At 66.3% G+C, this 18482-nt stretch carries 14 protein-coding genes and 1 pseudogene; 13 read left to right on the top strand and 2 right to left on the bottom strand.

Annotation, left to right across the window (positions count from 1 at the left end):
- Positions 1–32 precede the first annotated feature (32 nt).
- From ACWDTI_RS00195 to ACWDTI_RS00185, 3 genes are all read left to right on the top strand, one after another.
- Positions 33–791 carry an SDR family NAD(P)-dependent oxidoreductase gene (locus tag ACWDTI_RS00195; protein WP_449736015.1) on the top strand — a complete coding sequence of 253 codons (759 nt, stop codon included), beginning with the start codon at positions 33–35 and terminating at the stop codon, positions 789–791.
- Positions 792–817: 26 nt separating this feature from the next.
- Positions 818–1189 (top strand): VOC family protein, encoded by a 372-nt coding sequence (locus tag ACWDTI_RS00190; protein ID WP_449736014.1) that lies wholly within the window; start codon positions 818–820, stop codon positions 1187–1189.
- Positions 1190–1365: 176 nt separating this feature from the next.
- Positions 1366–2931 carry an FAD-dependent oxidoreductase gene (locus ACWDTI_RS00185; RefSeq protein ID WP_449736013.1) on the top strand — a complete coding sequence of 522 codons (1566 nt, stop codon included), beginning with the start codon at positions 1366–1368 and terminating at the stop codon, positions 2929–2931.
- Between the two features lie 69 nt (positions 2932–3000).
- Here the strand turns inward: ACWDTI_RS00185 and ACWDTI_RS00180 are convergent.
- Positions 3001–3797: pseudogene (locus ACWDTI_RS00180) on the bottom strand (SDR family NAD(P)-dependent oxidoreductase).
- Positions 3798–3920: 123 nt separating this feature from the next.
- A complete protein-coding gene (locus tag ACWDTI_RS00175; RefSeq protein WP_449736012.1) occupies positions 3921–4706 on the bottom strand; it encodes an IclR family transcriptional regulator in 786 nt (261 codons plus the stop codon).
- Positions 4707–5015: 309 nt separating this feature from the next.
- On the opposite strand from ACWDTI_RS00175, the gene ACWDTI_RS00170 reads away from it, so the two are divergent.
- From ACWDTI_RS00170 to ACWDTI_RS00125, 10 genes are all read left to right on the top strand, one after another.
- Positions 5016–6056 carry a 2Fe-2S iron-sulfur cluster-binding protein gene (locus tag ACWDTI_RS00170; RefSeq protein ID WP_449736482.1) on the top strand — a complete coding sequence of 347 codons (1041 nt, stop codon included), beginning with the start codon at positions 5016–5018 and terminating at the stop codon, positions 6054–6056.
- A 146-nt stretch (positions 6057–6202) separates the two neighbouring features.
- Positions 6203–7414, top strand: coding sequence for a Rieske 2Fe-2S domain-containing protein (locus ACWDTI_RS00165; protein WP_449736011.1), 1212 nt, complete (start codon positions 6203–6205; stop codon positions 7412–7414).
- A 42-nt stretch (positions 7415–7456) separates the two neighbouring features.
- Positions 7457–8641: an acyl-CoA dehydrogenase family protein gene (locus tag ACWDTI_RS00160; protein ID WP_449736010.1), complete on the top strand. Its 1185-nt coding sequence runs from the start codon at positions 7457–7459 to the stop codon at positions 8639–8641.
- A gap of 30 nt (positions 8642–8671) precedes the next feature.
- Positions 8672–9646 (top strand): VOC family protein, encoded by a 975-nt coding sequence (locus tag ACWDTI_RS00155; protein WP_449736009.1) that lies wholly within the window; start codon positions 8672–8674, stop codon positions 9644–9646.
- A gap of 120 nt (positions 9647–9766) precedes the next feature.
- The gene (locus tag ACWDTI_RS00150) at positions 9767–11368 is read left to right on the top strand and encodes a flavin-containing monooxygenase (RefSeq protein WP_449736481.1); all 1602 of its coding nucleotides are present in this window, start codon (positions 9767–9769) and stop codon (positions 11366–11368) included.
- Entirely contained in the window at positions 11368–12333 is a 966-nt protein-coding gene (locus ACWDTI_RS00145) for an alpha/beta hydrolase (RefSeq protein WP_449736008.1), read from the top strand. Before ACWDTI_RS00150 ends, ACWDTI_RS00145 begins: the two co-directional genes overlap by 1 nt.
- 568 nt (positions 12334–12901) lie before the next feature.
- Complete coding sequence (locus tag ACWDTI_RS00140; RefSeq protein ID WP_449736007.1) at positions 12902–13789, top strand: SDR family NAD(P)-dependent oxidoreductase; 888 nt, start codon at positions 12902–12904, stop codon at positions 13787–13789.
- Positions 13790–13814: 25 nt separating this feature from the next.
- Positions 13815–14696 carry an SDR family NAD(P)-dependent oxidoreductase gene (locus ACWDTI_RS00135; protein ID WP_449736006.1) on the top strand — a complete coding sequence of 294 codons (882 nt, stop codon included), beginning with the start codon at positions 13815–13817 and terminating at the stop codon, positions 14694–14696.
- Complete coding sequence (locus ACWDTI_RS00130; RefSeq protein ID WP_449736005.1) at positions 14693–16687, top strand: flavin-containing monooxygenase; 1995 nt, start codon at positions 14693–14695, stop codon at positions 16685–16687. Before ACWDTI_RS00135 ends, ACWDTI_RS00130 begins: the two co-directional genes overlap by 4 nt.
- Positions 16687–18372, top strand: a complete 1686-nt coding sequence (locus ACWDTI_RS00125; protein ID WP_449736004.1) for a 3-ketosteroid-delta-1-dehydrogenase — start codon at positions 16687–16689, stop codon at positions 18370–18372. The genes ACWDTI_RS00130 and ACWDTI_RS00125 overlap by 1 nt, the downstream gene beginning before the upstream one ends.
- Positions 18373–18482: the final 110 nt, after the last annotated feature.

The raw sequence follows: 18482 nt of genomic DNA, 5'->3' as shown, positions 1-18482 counted from the left end.
CCCTGTCGGGTGGCCGCAGAAGGAGAATCCTCGTGTTCAGTTTGGCAGGCCGTATCGCCTTGGTCAGTGGGGCCGGGCAGAGCGTCGGCGAAGGAATCGCCACCGTGCTCGCACGACAGGGAGCGTCGGTCATCGTGAACGATCTCCACAGCGACCGCGCCGAGAAGGTGGCCGCGGCGATCGCCGAAGAGGGCAACCGTGCGATCGCCTCCGCCTTCGACGTCACCGATTTCGCGGCGGTCGAAGAGCACGTCCGTGCAGCGGAAGCCGAACTCGGTGGCCCGGTGAACATCGTGGTCAACAACGCCGGCATCGCCGAAGGGCGCGTGATCAAGCCGTTCCGGGAGCTGAACCCCGAGGACTGGCGGGCGCCCATCGACCTCAACATCTTCGGCGCGATGAACTGCATCAAGGTGGCGCTCGACGGGATGTGCGATGCAGGGTGGGGTCGCATCGTCCAGATCTCCTCGGGCTCCGCGCGGACCGGGCAGAACATCAACCAGAGCATGTATGCCACCGGCAAGAGCGGTATCGAGGGATTCATCCGTCACCTCGCGGCCGAGACCGGGCAGTACGGGGTCACCGCCAACATCGTCGCGCTGGGGCTGCAGCAGAATCTCGTCGACAAGATGACCCCCGAGATGATCGAGTCCCTGCTGAAGGGCGTCCCGATCGGACGACTCGGTGATCCGATCGAGGTCGGCGCCTTCTGCGCGTACCTCGCCTCCGACGAAGCGGGCGGAATGACCGGCCAGACATTGGACTTCAACGGCGGATCGCAGACTCGATGAACGGTGCGGCCGGAGGCGGCCCGACCATGATGTCGCTCACCGCGATCCGGGTGACCGATCTGTCCGCGTCCGCCGAGTTCTATTCCGCCGGTTGCGGCTTCGTGCAGGAACGCGAGTTCTCCACCGCGGACTTCGACGCGGTGATCCTGCGCGCGGGTGCCGCGGGGGTGGAGCTGATCCGGGCAACGGGCGACGGAGCCCGACGTGTGTCCGACCACGGCAACATGCTTGTGAAGCTGGTGCTCAACGTGTCCGACGTCGCCGACCGCATCGAGCGGGCCTGCGCGGCCGGCGGCACGCAGGTCACCGCGGCCACCGATATGCCGCAGTACGGCATGACCATCGGCGTGGTGGACGACCCGGACGGATACCGCATCGAGTTCGTCGGCCGATCCTGACGCACCGTGCCCTGTCGAGGGGACGGCGCCGTGCGTGATCGGGATGACCGATCACGGGGACGACCACTGAGCGGGACGACGGTGGTACGCGCGCTCTCACCGTCCTAGGGTGGCGCAGACGACTCGATCCCGGACGGATCGGGAATGGGTTGAGACGACACGGAGTGGACGCAGCAATGGCTTGGGACAACAGTTTTGACGTGGTGGTGGTCGGATCGGGTGGCGCCGCACTGGCCGGCGCGCTGGCCGCGGTCGAACGTGGGTTGACGACCTGTGTGGTGGAGAAGACCGATCGATTCGGCGGCACCTCGGCGTACTCCGGCGGCAGTGTCTGGCTACCGGGAAATCATGTGCTCGCCCGCGACGGGGTGGACGACTCTGTGGAGAAGGGACTCAGGTACTTCCGCGAGGTCGTCGGAGATCGCGCGGACACCGACGTCGCACGTGCGTACCTCGAGAGTGGCCCGGCCGTCGCCGAGTTTCTGGAGAACACCGTCGGCATTCCGCTCGAACATCGTCCATTCCCCGACTATTTCGCGGCACCCGGACGAAGTGCCATGGGCCGCAGCATCTTCGCCAAGCCGATCACCGCCGACGAGGTCGGCGACCGGCTCGACGACGTGCGCCCCATGGTACCCACCGACCAGTTCGGGGTCGCCATGGATCGATCGGTTCTGGACGGAGGCCAGGCCTGGATCGCCCGGATGGTGCTCGCGTTGGACGCATCCGACACCGCCGATCTGCGCCTCGGTGTGGCGGCCGAGCATCTCGTGACCGACGGGTCGGGTCGCGTCGTCGGACTCGTCGTCCGGACACCGGAGGGGGAGCAGCGCATCGAAGCACGCGCCGGAGTGCTGGTGGCCGCGGGCGGATTCGAACGGTCCGCCGCGCTGCGCGCCACCCATCAGCACATGCCGACCGCCGACTGGTCGTCGTCGCATCCGAACACCGGTGGCGGCGATGCGCTCCGAATGCTCACCGAAGTCGGTGCGGCCGTGGATCTTCTGGACCAATCCTGGTGGTGCCCGGCGACGCTGTTCCCCAACGGGCATGCCGCCTTCACCCTGGGAGTCCGATCCGGCATCTTCGTCGACGACACCGCTCGCCGCTTCGCCAACGAGATGCTGCCGTACGACCAGATGGGCCGCGCGATGAAGTCGCGGATGGATGACGGGTACGGCGAGCATTTCTGGTACATCTTCGACGACCGGGCCGGCGACGAACTGCCGGCCATCTGCATGCCCGCACCGACCCGGGATGCGTTGAGCGAAGCCGGGCTGTGGCACACGGCGTCCTCGATCGCGGACCTCGCCGCCGCCATCGGCCTCGATCCGCAGGCGCTCACGGAGACCGTGGCGCGGTTCAACTCATGTGCCGACAGCGGGGTCGACGCCGACTTCGCGCGGGGCGAGGACCCGTACGGCCGGTTCTTTGTCGGCGCGAAAGACGCCTCCGAGTGTCTGAAACCGATTGCCGGACAGCGCTACCACGCGGTCCGCCTGGTCCTCGGTGACCTCGGGACCAAAGGTGGCGCGGTCATCGACCGCGATGGCGGCGTGTGCCGGGCCGACGGCACCCGGATCGCCGGGCTGTACGCGGCGGGCAACTCGTCGGCGTCGATCGCCGGCACCGCCTATCCCGGACCCGGTGTGCCACTGGGGTCGGGCATGGTCATGGCGTATCGTGCCGCCGGCGACATGGCGACGCATCTGGCCGACGCATCGGTGCCCGCGCCGTCCTGACCGGTCTGCGGTAGACCTCCGAGTTGCGGTGGAAGCGTTTGTCGCCCACCGCAACCCGGAAACCACCGATCACATGTGGCTGCCGCCGTCGATGCGGACCTCGGTGCCGCTGATGAACGCACCGTCGTCGGAGGCGAGCATCGCGACCACGCCGGCCACCTTGTCCGGCCCGGCCATGCCGGGGATCTTGATGTCGTCGGAGGTCGACGGAGCGATGGCCACCGCCGGCTGCAACTTCGTGAACAGGGTGAAATCGGCGTCGTCGGGCAGTCCGGGCGCGGCGGTCATTCCGCTGGAAATGCTTCCTGGCGCAACCGAAACCGCGCGGACACCGTACTTGGCGAACTCGAGGGCGATGGTGTGGGTCATCGACTGGATGCCGCCCTTGCTCGCCGCGTAGGCGGCCATGTACGGGTGGGCGAAGGAGGCCGATGTCGAGCTGAAGTTGACGATCACGCCGTGCCCGGATTCGATGAGCGCGGGCAACGATTCCCGGATCATCAGGAACGTCCCGGTCAGGTTGATCCGGATGATCTGGTTCCAGTCGTCGAGTGACGTGTCTTCGGTGTGGCCGCTGCGCAGGATACCTGCAGCGTTCACCAGGACGTCGAGTCCTCCGAGCCTCTCGACGGCGAACGTGACGCCCTCGCGCACGGACCGTTCGGCGCCGATGTCGATGGTGCGGGTGATCAACTGGTCGGGTTTGGCGATGTCTGCGGCCAGCTGAGCCGTCCGGACCAGTCCGTCGGCCACGACATCCCGGCGACGACGGTCGCGCCCTCCGACAGCAGGCGAAGGACGGTTGCCTGTCCGATACCGGACGCGGCGCCGGTGATCAGAGCCCGTTTTCCGTCGAATCGATGCACGTTCTCACTCCTCGTCACAGGGCCCGGACACCTCGGCACCGGGCGTACCACCCGATCGTCGGCCGCTCCCCGCCGACCGGCATCCGCTCATCCCACTCGGTGGACAGGTTTGTCGACGACGGGTCAGTGTGTGGCGAGATCGGCGGCGACGCAACGGTCCCAGATCTCGCGGGCGGCGATCCGCACCGGACCGAGGAGTTTGCGATAGTCGAGTGCGCCGACCGGTCCGCACACCGAGAGTCCCGCCAGGTTGCCGTAGATGTGGTCGGCCGGGCCGATCGAGACCCCGACGCACCCGATGCCGGGGAACGCCTCCCCCCGATCGAATGCGCCACCACGATCACGGATCTGCGCGAGCTCCTCCTCGAACCGTGGGGAGGTGAGGATGCCGTCGTCCGGCTGCCCGTCCTCGTCGTGACGCAGTCCGCGTGGCGACGGGTGCGGTGCCACCTGTTGATAGGCAAGGACGACCTTGCCGAGGGCGGTCAGATGTGCAGGCACGCGCTGGCCGACGGCGGTGGGCGTGGGCCCGGACAGTCGGCCGTTCACCTTGGCCAGGTAGACGGTGTCGCCGCGATCGACCACCCCGAGTTGGATCGTGTAGCCGGTGCGCTGGACGAAGGTGTGCATCACCGGACGCGCACCCTGCAGCAGGCGGTTCTGATTGAGGGCGGCCTGACCCATCTCGTATGCCTTGACCCCCAACTCATAGGTCTGGTCGGGCGACCGGGCCAACCACCCCGCGCTCGCGAGCTGCTCCAGCAGCCGGTGGACCGACGACCGCGGCAGCTTGGTCCTCGAGGTGACCTGGGCGAGCGTCATCGTCCCGGTTCCGTTGAACGCCTCGAGCACCAGCGACACCCGCTCGACGACGGAAACCGGATTGTCCCCTGTTTGCGATGTCCGCACCTGTCCTCCTGATGTGACAACGGTCACCGTACTCCTGGTCCGCGGCCGGCGACAAACAGCGCCGGCAGGCCGGTCAGGACTGTGTCATGACTGCAGGTGTCGGGCCGATCCCGCCTCCCGATCAGCGAGACACCCGCCGTCCTGCATGCATCCGCGCGCATAGTCTGCCGCACAACGCCGCCGGCTGACGCATCGCCGCGACCCGGCGGAATACCCACCCCGCGAGAACCAGAGAAATGAGCCCCGATGTCCAGCAACGTGGTCGCCGACGACGCCTCGGCAACGGAATCGCACGCGTCGGTGTCGGCGATGACTGCCGCGTCGCGTGGCCGGCGCGTTCGCGTCGCCGACGTCATCGACGAGACGCGGGACGCCCGCTCGATCATCGTGCAACCGGCCCCCGAGGACGCGGTGGACTTCACCTACTCGCCCGGACAGTTCCTGACCGTCCGGGTCCCGGACGTCGGCAGCGGGTCGGCGCGCTGCTACTCGCTGGCGAGCTCGCCGCACAGCGACACCGCGCCGAAGTTCACGGTCAAACGCGTCGCCGGTGGTCACGGATCGAACTGGATCTGCGACTCGGTGCGTGTCGGTGACGAACTCGAGGTGCTGCCACCGGCCGGTACGTTCGTCCCGTCCTCGCTGTCGGATCCGGTGGTCCTCATCGCCGGCGGCAGCGGTATCACGCCGGTCATCTCGATCGCCAAGTCGATCTTGTTCGAGGGCTCGGGTGACGTCTTCCTCGTCTACGCCAACCGCGACGAGAACTCGGTCATCTTCGCCGCTGAACTCCGTGAGCTCACCGAGCGCTTCGCCGACCGCTTCACCGTCGTGCACATGCTCGAATCGGTACAGGGCTATCCGACGCGCGAGGGCCTCTCGGCGCTGCTTCGACCGCTTCACGATCGCGCTCTGTATGTCTGCGGTCCGACTCCGTTGATGGACATGACGGTGTTGGTGTGTACCGAGGTCGGTTTCGACCATTCGCGTGTGCATGTCGAGCGGTTCGGATCGCTGCACGGAAATCCGTTCGCCACCAATGACATCGATGCCCAGGCGCCGCTCGCGGAGGACGAGGTGGTGTGCGAGGTACAGGTGGAACTCGACGGCGAGCGGCATACCGTCGCCTGGTCGGCGCGGCAGAAGCTGTTGGACGCTTTGCTCAGAGCCGGCGTCGACGCCCCGTACTCGTGCCGGGAAGGCGCCTGCAGTGCGTGTGTCTGCACGCTCAAGAGCGGCCGGGTACGCATGGCGCACAACGAGATCCTCACCGAGGAAGACATCGCGGACGGCTACATCCTGGCGTGCCAGGCCGAGCCGGTCAGCGACGAGATCGCCGTCGAGTACTGATCTTCCGGTTCAATCCTGGCGAGGCCGGGCGTCCGAAGTTGCCTTCCCATTCGGTGGGAGATGTGCGTCACAGGGCCACCGCAAGTTGCCAAGCTGGTCATAGTGCGACGAAACACGGGTCGCGACAGTCCGATCAGGAGGCCTGAGTGAATCCCACCGCCGACACCGCCGACGAAGTGCGGGTCATCGACACCGGTACACCGCCGGAACGCTATGCGCGCGGCTGGCATTGCCTCGGTCTCGCCCGCGATCTCGGCGATGGTCAGCCGCACCAGGTATCGGCGTTCGGCACCGAGCTGGTGGTGTTCGCCGGCGAGGACGGCGCCATCAACGTGCTCGACGCCTTCTGCCGCCACATGGGTGGCAATCTGGCCCAGGGCACGATCAAGGGCAACGCCATCGCCTGCCCCTTCCACGACTGGCGGTGGCGCGGCGACGGCAAGTGCGCGGGCATTCCCTACGCGAAGCGTGTTCCGCCGCTGGCTCGTACACGGTCGTGGACGGCGACGGTGGTCAGCGGTCAGCTCTTCGTGTGGCACGACCCCCAGGGTGGTAGGCCGCCGGCGGAGCTGGCCATCCCGGAGATCCCTTGGTACGGCGACGAGGGGTGGACCGACTGGGTGTGGAACTCGATCGAGGTCACCGGATCGCACTGCCGGGAGATCGTCGACAACGTCGTGGACATGGCGCACTTCTTCTACGTGCACTACGGCATGCCGACTTACTTCCGCAACGTCTTCGAAGGGCACACCGCGAACCAGACGATGCGGTCGTTGCCGCGGGCCGATGCGCAGGGTGTCAGTCAGAACACCAACTACGGCACCGAAAGTCGTTCGGATGCCACGTATTTCGGCCCGTCCTACATGATCGACAAATTGTGGAGCGGAGGCCGCGACCAGGCGGCCGGCCCCAACATCTACCTGATCAACTGCCACTACCCGATCTCGGCGACCTCGTTCAGATTGCAGTACGGCGTGATGGTGGAGAAGCCCGAGGGGATGCCCGCCGAGCAGGCCGACCAGATCGCACAGGCGGTGGCCAAGGGGGTGGCCATCGGCTTCGAACAGGACGTCCAGATCTGGAAGAACAAGTCGCGCATCGACAATCCGCTCCTCTGCGAGGAGGACGGCCCGGTGTACCAGTTGCGTCGGTGGTACGAGCAGTTCTACGTCGACGTCGAGGACGTCACCCCGGAGATGACCAACCGGTTCGAGTACGAGATCGACACCGAACGCGCACTCCGGAGTTGGCGGGCCGAGGTCGAGGAGAACCTCACCGCCGGACGTAGTGCCATCGCCCCGAACCTGACGAGCGCCCGGGAAGCCGGCGCAGCGGTGACCGCCGACTCGTCGTCCTGATCGCCGCCCCTCACACCCATCCATGACCACCAGGAGACAACCATGAGCTACGAAGTGCTCGACAGGATCGTCGCCATGTCCGACGAGATCCGGGCCGGCGCCGACGAATCGGATCGGCTCGGCCGGCTGAGCGACGACATGGCCAAAGGCCTCAAGACTGCCGGGATCATCCGGTTGTTGCAGCGCAAGAAGTACGACGGTTACGAGGCGCACCCGCGTGAGTTCGCCGAAACGGTGATGAAGACCGCCGGGCTCTACGGTTCGGCCGGGTGGGTCGGCGGGATCGTCGGGGTCCATCCGTGGCAGCTCGCCTTCGCCGATCCGAAGGTGCAGGACGAGGTACTCGGCTCCGACTCGGACACCTGGCAGGCGTCGCCGTACATGCCCGGCGGCATCGCCATCCCGGTCGAGGGTGGATACCGGATGACCGGACGCTGGCAATTCTCCTCCGGCACCGATCACTGTGACTGGATCTTCCTGGGCGCCATGGTGGGTGGTGACGACGGGGCACCGCTCATGCCGCCGGTCGGTCTGCACGTGATCCTCCCGCGGTCGGACTACCAGATCATCGAGGATTCCTGGGATGTCGTCGGACTGCGTGGCACGGGCAGCAAGGACATCGTCGTCACGGACGCATTCATCCCGGCCTATCGGGTGATGAGGTCGCAGGATGTCATCGACGGCATCGCCGCCAAGGAATACGGCGTCACCGAGACCCTCTACAAAATGCCGTGGTCGACGATGTTCCCGCTCGGGATCACCGCGGCGACCATCGGCATCTGCGAAGGCGCCCTCGCCGCCGGCATCGACTACCAGCGCGAGCGTGTCGGCGCCGCGGGCACCAAGATCAAAGACGACCCTTACGTGCTCCATGCGCTCGCCGAATCGGCGTCGGAGATCGACGCGGCCCGGCAACAGTTGCTCGCCAACGTCGATCGCATCTGGGATCTGGTCGACGCGGGCAAGGAGGTCGACTTCGAGACCCGCGCCGCCGGACGACGCAACCAGGTCCGGTCCGCGTGGCGCGCGGTCCGGGCGGCCGACGACATCTTCGACCGATCCGGCGGCAACGCGCTGCGGATGGACAACCCGTTGCAGCGGTTCTGGCGTGACGCCCATGCCGGCATCCACCACGCCATCCACGTCAGCAGCACCACCTATCACGCATCGGCGTTGTCGTCGCTCGGCGTCGACGTACCCGCCGGGCCGCTGCGCGTGATGATCTGACGGCCCGGCGACTCTTCGAAGGACACACACATGACCGAGATCAAAGGCCTTGGCTACGTTCGGGTCAAGGCCACCGACATGGATCGCTGGCGCGAGTTGGGGTTCGAGGTCCTGGGGTTCGCCCCGGGCATCGGCGACGAACTCGACGCACTGCATTTTCGTCTCGATGAGCGGCAGGCGCGGATCACCGTCGAACGTGCCGATGTCAACCGGGTCACCGCGGTCGGCTGGGAGGTGCGTGACCACCTGGCGTTGCGACGATTGGCGGAGACCCTTAACACCCGAGGCGTTGCGTACGAACAGATGTCGCAGGAACTGTGCGATCTGCGCAAGGTCGAGGCGGGTATCTGTATGAAGGATCCCGGTGGCACCCCGCTGGAGTTCTTCTTCGGTCCGGTCCTCGAACACAGCCCGGTCATCACAAAATACGGACAGCGTTTCATCACCGGTGCCCAGGGGCTCGGACATGTGGTGATGCCCACCACCAACTTCGAGGAGTCCTTCCGGTTCTACACGGAGACATTGGGTTTCCTGCCGCGTGGCGCATTCCGGATGGGCCCCGGGCCCGACGGCGCGCCGATGCGCATCCGGTTTCTCGGTGTCAACCAGCGTCACCACAGCCTCGCGATCATGCCCAGCCTCGAGGGCCGTGACCCGGGTCTGATCCACGTCATGGTGGAGGTCGATTCACTCGACGCGGTCGGCCGCGCCTACGACCAGGTGCTGTCCCGGAACTTCCCGGTGTCCTCGACGCTGGGCCGTCACACCAACGACAAGATGATCTCCTTCTATGTCCGGGTGCCGGGAGGCTGGGATATCGAGTACGGCACGGGTGGCCAACTCGTCGACGAAACGTACTACACCGCAGAGGAAATCACCGCCGACAGCTACTGGGGTCACGAGTGGATGTGGGCTCGCGAGATGAAGGAAGCGCGGCGTAAGGCTGCCGAAGAGACCGCGGTCGTGGAGCAGGCCGCGGCGGAACCGGTCGACGTCGACGCCTGATCGCTCCCCGTTCGCCGTCCGCCGGGCGGGCTACGAATCTTGAACAACGCTGTGCTCGACGTACATTCGCGTCAGGCACGAAACCACCGACAAGGATGTGACACGGTGAGCAATGATGGCATGAAGAGGGCGGCAACCGAGCACGACGTCGTCGTGATCGGTGCCGGCATCTCCGGGCTTTACGCAGTCCACAAACTGCGTGCACAAGGGTTGCGGGTGCACGGCTTCGAATCCGCGGAGGACGTCGGCGGTACCTGGTACCACAATCGGTACCCCGGCGCCCGCTGCGACGTCGAGAGCGTCGACTACTCATATTCGTTCGACGAAGCGCTGCAACAGGAATGGACCTGGACCGAGCGATTCGCCACGCAAGAAGAGATTCTCGCCTACCTCGAGCACGTGGCCGATCGATTCGATCTGCGCAGCGCCTACGAATTCCTCAACCGGGTGACCGCGACCATCTATGACGAGCCCTCGGGCACATGGACCATCACCACCGACACGGGCATCACCACGACCGCTCGGTTCGTGATCATGGCGACCGGCGTTCTGTCGGCCACGAACCGGCCGGACATCCCGGGCCGTGACTCGTTCGCGGGGGAGAGCTACCACACCGGTGAATGGCCGCACGAGCCAGTCGATTTCGCTGGGAAGCGAATCGGTGTCATCGGCACGGGATCGTCGGGCATCCAGTCGATCCCGGTCATCGCGGAGACCGCCGAGCAGGTTGTCGTGTTCCAGCGCAGCCCCAACTATTCGATCCCGGCGGGCAACCGGCCGCTGAGTGCGGAGTTCATCACCGACGTCAAGGCGAATTATCCGGAGCGACGCCGGAAGTCGTTCGCCAGCGGTGGCGGAACGCCCAACGAGGCGTACCCGAAGAATGCGATGGATGTCGACGCGGACGAGCGGACCCGGGTCTACGACGAGTGGTGGCGGCGTGGCGGCTACCTGTTCGCGAAGGCCTTCCCCGATCAGACCGTGAGCATCGAGGCCAACGACACCGCCCGCGAATACGTCGAGACCAAGATCCGTGAGATCGTGACGGACCCGGCCGTCGCCGATGACCTGATCCCCACCGATCACCCCATCGGGACCAAGCGCATCGTCACCGACAGTGGCTATTTCGGGACCTTCAATCGTGACAATGTCACCCTGGTGAACCTGCGCAAGACCCCGATCGACGAGATCACCGAGACCGGAGTGCGGACGAGCGACCGTGAGTTCCAGCTCGACATGATCGTCTTTGCCACCGGTTTCGATGCGATGACGGGATCGTTGTCGCGCATCGACATTCGGGGCCGGGGTGGTCGCACGCTCGTCGACGAATGGTCCGCCGGACCGCGCACCTATCTGGGTCTTGCCGTCCACGGATTCCCCAACATGTTCATCACCACCGGCGCCGGCAGTCCGAGCGTGCTCGCCAACATGGTGCTCGGCGCCGAACAGCACGTCAACTGGATCGCCGACTGCATCACCTATCTCGACGAGCACAACGGGACCGCGATCGAGGCGACCGCCGACGCCGTCGACGACTGGGTGACCGAATGCAACGCGAAGGCGCAGGCCACGCTCTTCCCGACCGCGAACTCGTGGTACATGGGAGCCAACATCGAAGGCAAACCGCGGGTGTTCATGCCTTACATCGGCGGGTTCGGCAACTACGGTCGGATCTGCGCCGAGGTTGCCGAGGCCGGTTACAAGGGATTCGAGATCTCCTGATGGCCGGGAACACGGACGACGGGGTGCAGCGGCGAAGCGATCTACACCCGGATGTCGAGACCATGCTCGCAGCATTCGAGGCAGGTTTCCCCGATGTCACCGAGCACGATCCGGCCGAGTTGCGGGCCATCATCGTGTCGCGTCGCGCTCCGCTGACCCGCCTGCCCGACATGGCCGCGGTCGAGGACGTGGTCATCGACGGGCCCGGTGGGGATCTGGCGCTGCGGATCTACATACCCCATCACGCCGACGAGGCGCTCCCGGCGGTGGTGTTCGCGCACGGCGGTGGATTCGTCTTCTGTGACCTGGACAGTCACGACGAGTTCTGCCGATCGATGGCCGACGCCGTCGGCGCGATCGTGGCGTCGGTCGATTACCGGCTCGCGCCCGAGCATCGCGCTCCGGATGCGTTGGAGGACATGTACGCTGCGCTCTGCTGGACTGCCGAGAACATCGGAGCCCGTGGTGGCGATCCACAGCGGATCGTCGTCGCCGGGGACAGTGCCGGTGGCAATCTCGCGGCCGCCGTGTCGCTGGCGGCACGGGATCGAGGGGGCCCGCCCATCGCCGCGCAGGTGTTGCTGTACCCCGTGATCGACGACGACTTCGACACCGAGTCGTATCAGCGGTACGGCGTGGGCTACTACAACACCACCAAGGCCATGCGCTGGTATTGGGACCAGTACGCCCCCGAGCCCGCCGATCGGCAGAGCGAGCTGGTCGTGCCCACTCGGGCCGACTCGCTGGCCGGCCTCCCGAAGGCTGTGGTGGCAACCGCCGAACTCGATCCGCCGTGTTCGTCGGGTGAGTCCTACGCCGCGCGCCTCGTCGAGGACGGCGTCCCGGTGATAACCCACCGCTTCGACGGATTGTTCCACGGATTCCTGACCTTTCCGCAGTTGTCGCTGACACCGGCCGCGCGTGAAACGGTGTGGCAGATGATGCGGAAAGTCCTGTCGCTCTGACCCTCTCGCCGGCTGAGCCCCTCGCTGGTTGAGCCGTGAGGAGCGCTAGCGACGAGCGAGTCGAAACCATGGTGAGGCCCCCGCCCGCTGGTTGAGCCGTGAGGCATCTCCCCGCTGGTTGAGCCGTGAGGAGCGCTAGCGACGAGCGTGTCGAAACCTCGTGAGGCGCCTACCCGCTGGCTGAGCCGTGAGGAGCGCCAGCGACGAGCGAGTCGAAACCTCGTTCTGCTCCCGATCGATCGCGTTGTGGCTGTGGTGGTTTCGACTCGGGCCTCCGCTATCGCTCCGGCCCGGCTCAACCAGCGGTGGGCGGCTCGACCGGCGGTGGGGCACTCCGGCCCGGCTCAACCAGCGGTGGGGGCCGGCTCAACCAGCGGTGGGGCCGACTCGACCAGCGGTGGCGCGGCTCAACCAGTGGCGGGGCACTCCCGCCCGGCTCAACCAGCAGCGGACGGTACGAGATCGGCTGTTCCATTGAGTGGACGCACGAGTCCTGAAGTGCCCGTGCACACCTGACGATGGACACAAGGGTGTGAGCCCGAACACGACGACGGCGCAGAGGGTGGAGATGACACAGCGTTTGGCGGGCAGGACGGCGTTGGTGACCGGCAGCAGCCGGGGAATCGGCCGGGCGATCGCCCAGCGCTTGGCGGCCGAGGGAGCAACCGTGGTGGTGACGGCGCGGTCGACGACGCCGTCCCCATCGACCCGCAACGGGCAGACGCAGGTGCTTTCCGGATCGCTCGACGAAACGGTTTCGGCGATCGAGGAACTCGGCGGGACGGCAATCGCCATCCCGGCCGACCTGGAGGATTCCGAACAGCGCGCAGCGCTGGTGGATGACGTGGTGGAGCGCGCCGGCGGCATCGACATCCTCGTCAACAACGCGGGTTTCGCCGACTACAGCCCGATCGAGACGATGAGCGAAGCGACCTTCGACCGCACCCTCGAGCACTATCTCAAAGTTCCGTTTCTGCTGTCGCAGAGAGCGATCCCACATATGCGCAAGGAGGGGGCGGGGTGGATCGTGAACATCGGCTCGTCGACGGGCATGAGCCCGATCCGTCCCTTCCGGGAGTACAACAAGACCTCCGGCGACGTGATCTACGCGTCGGCGAAGGCAGCGCAGCACCGATTCACCCAGGGCCTGGCGGCCGAGGTGCTCGACGACAACATCGCGGTGAACGCGGTGGGTCCGTCCACGGCGATCATGACACCGGGCGCGCAGTCGTTGCTGCCCGAGGGATACGAGACCGAGCCCGTCGAATACCTGGCCCAGACGGTGCTGGAGATGTGTACTATGCCGGCCGCCGAACGGACGGGACTCGTCGCGTTCAGCCTGCACTATCCGTGGGCCACCGGCACCCCGGTGATGTCGCTGGACGGCACCACCGAGTTGCCGCGTCGCGAGCCGCCCGCATGGGCCAACCCACACATCTCGCCGACCGGACTGTGACCAACCCGAAGAGAGGAGGCCAGCGATGACTGTTGCACACGAACGATTTTCGTCGGGCACGGCCGTCGTCACCGGCGCCGCAGCCGGCATCGGCGAGGGCCTTGCCCGGCATCTCGCCGGTCTGGGGATGACGGTGGTCATCGCCGACATCGACGCCGAGCGCGCGAAGTCGGTGGCCGCCGACATCGAGGACAAGGGTGGCCGGGCCGACAGCCTCGGACTCGACGTCAGCCAGAGCGACGCGGTGCAGGCGGCGGCCGCAGAGATCTTCGACCGCTACGACAGCGTCGAACTGCTGATCAACAACGCCGGTGTCGAATCGGCCGGCCTGCTGTGGGAGATCGACACCGACCGCTGGCGGCGGCTGATGCAGATCAACGTCGACGGGGTGTTCTATTGCCTGAAGGCCTTCGTGCCCAGGATGATCGAGGCGGGCACCCCGTCGTGCATCGCGAACCTGTCGTCCGTCGGCGGGCTCAACACGGTCGCCGTGCAGGCCCCGTACATCGTCAGCAAGCATGCGGTTCTCGCGATGACCGAATGCCTCTACCAGGACCTGCTGATCGTCGGCGCACCGATCCAGGTCAGCGCCGTCATCCCGCACTCGATCCGCAGCGAGATCTTCTTGTCCGCGCAGCGCGACGCACCGACGCGCAACGAAACCGCCAACGCCGTGTTCGCCGCGATGCAGCGGGACAACGTCGAGAAGGGTCTCGACCCGTTGATCGCTGCCGAACACATGATCGACCAGATCGCCCGCGGTGAGTTCTGGATTCACTCCGACGACGAATTATGCACTGCGGCAGCCCATCGGCGCGGACAGCAACTCCTGGATCTGCGCCCCCCATCGAATCCGCGCGACATGCTCACGCGCATGGGCGTGCCCCTTCCGGAAGGCAGGCAATGACCGAAATCATCTCCGCAGAAAGCAGATCGGACCTGACCGACGTGGACGAAACGCATCTGCGCGACGCCATCGCCGGATGCGATCCGGCCCCGCTGCTCATGGCCCTGGTCCATCTGACCGGCGACACCGGACTCCTCGACGAGTTCGGTGCCCGGCTGGAGATCTCCCGTCCCGGCACGCATTACGCCGCCGCGGCGAAGAACACCCTGCCGGCCGGCCAGTATCCGCCCGATGTCGTCGACGACATCCGTTCGCGCGCCATGGAATTACTCGGCAGTGAACTCGAGCCGGCGATCGGTGTGCCCGACACCGAACTGTTCCTGCGCATGGCGAAGGTGGCAACCTCGCAGGAGGTCGACGCAGAGTTCGCGCCGATCCTGCTCGAGCAGGCCGGGTTCGTGACCGACCAACGTCACGTCCCGGTGACCGTCACACCGCCCACCACCTTCGAGGTGGCGATCGTCGGTGCCGGCATCGTCGGGATCAACGCGGCGATCAAACTGCAGGAGGCCGGATTCCCCTACGCCGTCTTCGAGGCGCGTGACGAGATCGGTGGCACATGGTCGCGAAACACCTATCCCGGTGCCGCCGTGGACACTCCGAGTCACTACTACTCCTACTCCTTCGAACTGAACCCGCACTGGACGCGGTACTACCCGACCGGGCCCGAGTACCAGCAGTACCTGCTCGACGTCGTCGACAAGTACGGCCTGCGCGACAACATCCGCTTCGAGACGCGAGTGAGCGCGGCGCGGTGGTCAGAGGACGAGCAGATCTGGGACGTCGAGACACGAGATGCGTCCGGCGCGGTCGAACACCACCGCGCCAAGGCGGTCATCACCGCCCTCGGCATGCTGAACTCGGAGAACATTCCGGACGTACCCGGCCTGGACACCTTCGCGGGCCGGGTGATCCACACCGCCGCATGGGACGAGACGCTCGATCTGACCGGTAAGCGGGTCGTGGTCCTCGGCACCGGATGCACCTCGGTGCAGGTGGTGTCCGCGATCGTCGACCAGGTCGCCGCACTCGACGTCGTCGTGCGGACGCCGCACTGGCTCGTCCCGGAACGTACTGTGGTGCAGAATGTTCCGGAGTCGGAGCGATGGGCGTTGGAGCACATCCCCTACTACCACGAGTGGTTTCGGCTGCGGTCGTATTGGTTCGCGTCGGACAATCTCTACCGGCTGCCGCGGGTCGACAAGGAATGGGAAGCGACCCACGAGCTGTCCGCCTCGGCCGAGAACGACATGGTGCTGCAGAACGCGCAGCGCTACCTGCGCGACAGTCTCGGCGACCGTCCCGACCTGATGGAGCAGCTCACCCCCGACTTCCGCCCGTACGCGAAGCGCATCGTCAAGGACCCCGGCTTCTACCGGGCGCTCAAGCGCGATCACGTTGCGTTGCATCGTGCGTCGTTCGAGCGAGTGACCCCGGATGGCGTGTACACCACCGAGGGCGAGTACATCGAGGCCGACGTCATCATCCTGGCCACGGGATTCAAGCTCGAGTTCACCACCTCGATCGACATCGTCGGCCGAGACGGCCGATCGCTCGCCGATGTGTGGTCCGGTGGCGACGACCCGCGCGCCTACATGGGTATCCAGGTGGCCGGGTTCCCCAACCTGTTCGTCACCGCCGGCCCGAACTCGGCCCCGAATCATGGAGCCGGACACAATATCCTGAGTGAGGAACACGTCCATTACGTGCTGGAGTGCCTGCAGTACCTGCTCGAGCACGACTACGCCTCCATGGATGTCCGCCCGGAGGTCCTTGACGCCTACAACGTCAAGGTCGAGGAGGCGCTCGACGAGACCGTCTGGGTGCATCCGGGCAAGAATGTCACCGGCTACTACCGCAACAGCGCGGGTCGCGCGATCGTGCCGTGCCCATGGCGCCTCGTCGACTACTGGACGATGCTGCGCGAGCCACATCCGGAGGACCTGACGTTTGTTCCCAACGCGGGAACCAATGCCGAGAAGGGCAACTGATGACAGACAACGCCACAACCACCGAGCACACGGTCGACCTGCTCGTCGTCGGGTCCGGAACCGGTTTGGCGGCGGCGCTGACCGCGCATGAACTCGGACTGTCCACCCTGGTGGTGGAGAAGAGCGAATACGTCGGCGGATCCACTGCACGTTCCGGCGGGGCGTTCTGGGTACCGGGCAATCCCGTGCTGCGTGAACTGCAGCCGGAGGATTCACCGCAGGCGGCCGCCGACTACGTGAGTGCGGTGGTCGGTGACAGCGCACCGGCCGATCGCGGTGCCGCCTTCCTGAGCAACGGCCCGGCGGCCATCGCCATGCTGTCGCGCACCACGCCGATGAAGTTCATGTGGGCCCAGGGCTATTCGGACTATCACCCGGAGGAGGCGGGCGGCTCCGCGGTCGGCCGCACCTGCGAATGCAAACCGTTCGACGCGTCCCGGTTGGGGGAGGAGCGCAAACGTCTGCGTCCGGGCCTGATGGAATCGTCGTTCCCGATGCCGGTGACCGGCGCGGACTACAAGTGGTTCAACCTGATGACCAGCACTCCGCGAAAGTCTCTGCCGCGCATCATGAAATCGCTGGCGATAGGCGTCGGTGGGATGGTCGTGAAGCGCGAGTACATCGCGGGTGGGCAAGCGCTCGCGGCCGGCCTGTTCAAGGGCGCGATCGATGCCGGCATCCCGATCTGGACGAGCGCGCCGATGGTCGAGCTCATCAGTGAGAACGATCGGGTGATCGGCGCGGTCGTCGAACGTCGGGGGGTGATGACCCGCGTGATCGCGCGCAAGGGAGTCATTCTCTCCGCGGGTGGTTTCGATCACGACGGGGAGATGCGTCGAAAGTTCCAGTCGGAGAGCTTGACCGACGACCTCAGCCTGGGCTGTGAGGCCAACACCGGGGATGCGATCAAACTCGGCCAGGAACTCGGTGCGGGTGTCGAGTCCATGGAGCAGGCCTGGTGGTTCCCTGCGGTGATGCCGGTTCCCGGCGGCGCACCGTCGGTTCTGCTCGCCGAGCGTTCGTTGCCGGGCTCGTTCATCGTCGACGGTGGAGGTCGTCGGTTCATCAACGAGGCCGTCGACTACATGACGTTCGGTCAGGCGGTGCTCGAACGCGAACGCAACGGTGACCCGGTGGGCTCCATGTGGTTGGTCTTCGACCAGAAGAACCGCAACAGTTACGTGATGGCCGGTGGCCTGATGCCGCGCCAAGAGCTGCCGGCCGCCTGGTACGAGAGCGGAGTGGCCGCCAAGGCGGACAACCCGGTGGACCTTGCCGACGCGATGGGCGTCGACATCGAGACCTTCACCGGCACATTCGCCCGGTTCAACGCGGCGGCGCAACTCGGCGCCGATCACGAATTCGGGCGCGGGACAAGCGCATACGACCGCTACTACGGTGACCCGACGGTGACGCCCAATCCCAACCTGCGTGCACTGAACGTCGGACCCCTGTACGCGGTCCGAGTGGTCCTGAGTGATCTCGGCACCTGCGGGGGTCTCCGTGCCGATGCGCGGGCGCGGGTGCTCCGTGAGGACGGCACCGCGATCGACGGTCTGTATGCCATCGGCAACACCGCCGGCAATGCCTTCGGGGCCACCTATCCGGGAGCCGGCGCCACGATCGGCCAGGGGCTGGTCTATGGCTACATAGCGGCCCGCGCGGCCGCAGGTGTGGACGGCTGACCGTCCGCCCACACCCGGGGGTCTCGACCATCCGCCCACGCCCGTCACCGGGCGTGGGCGGATGTCGCAGTGCGACAATGGCTTTGCGTTCGGCACCCGTCGCTGTGGGA

It is taken from the genome of Gordonia sp. NPDC003424, assembly GCF_053588655.1.
Note: the sequence above shows the minus strand (reverse complement) of the source record. Positions and strands in the feature narration are given on the sequence as shown.

What these genes read in the sequence shown, in the direction of transcription:
- ACWDTI_RS00190 (WP_449736014.1), top strand. Translation starts at nt 818, where the DNA reads ATGATGTCGCTCACCGCGATCCGGGTGACCGATCTGTCCGCGTCCGCC.
- ACWDTI_RS00185 (WP_449736013.1), top strand. Translation starts at nt 1,366, where the DNA reads ATGGCTTGGGACAACAGTTTTGACGTGGTGGTGGTCGGATCGGGTGGC.
- ACWDTI_RS00170 (WP_449736482.1), top strand. Translation starts at nt 5,016, where the DNA reads ATGACTGCCGCGTCGCGTGGCCGGCGCGTTCGCGTCGCCGACGTCATC.
- ACWDTI_RS00160 (WP_449736010.1), top strand. Translation starts at nt 7,457, where the DNA reads ATGAGCTACGAAGTGCTCGACAGGATCGTCGCCATGTCCGACGAGATC.
- ACWDTI_RS00155 (WP_449736009.1), top strand. Translation starts at nt 8,672, where the DNA reads ATGACCGAGATCAAAGGCCTTGGCTACGTTCGGGTCAAGGCCACCGAC.
- ACWDTI_RS00150 (WP_449736481.1), top strand. Translation starts at nt 9,767, where the DNA reads ATGAAGAGGGCGGCAACCGAGCACGACGTCGTCGTGATCGGTGCCGGC.
- ACWDTI_RS00145 (WP_449736008.1), top strand. Translation starts at nt 11,368, where the DNA reads ATGGCCGGGAACACGGACGACGGGGTGCAGCGGCGAAGCGATCTACAC.
- ACWDTI_RS00140 (WP_449736007.1), top strand. Translation starts at nt 12,902, where the DNA reads ATGACACAGCGTTTGGCGGGCAGGACGGCGTTGGTGACCGGCAGCAGC.
- ACWDTI_RS00135 (WP_449736006.1), top strand. Translation starts at nt 13,815, where the DNA reads ATGACTGTTGCACACGAACGATTTTCGTCGGGCACGGCCGTCGTCACC.
- ACWDTI_RS00130 (WP_449736005.1), top strand. Translation starts at nt 14,693, where the DNA reads ATGACCGAAATCATCTCCGCAGAAAGCAGATCGGACCTGACCGACGTG.
- ACWDTI_RS00125 (WP_449736004.1), top strand. Translation starts at nt 16,687, where the DNA reads ATGACAGACAACGCCACAACCACCGAGCACACGGTCGACCTGCTCGTC.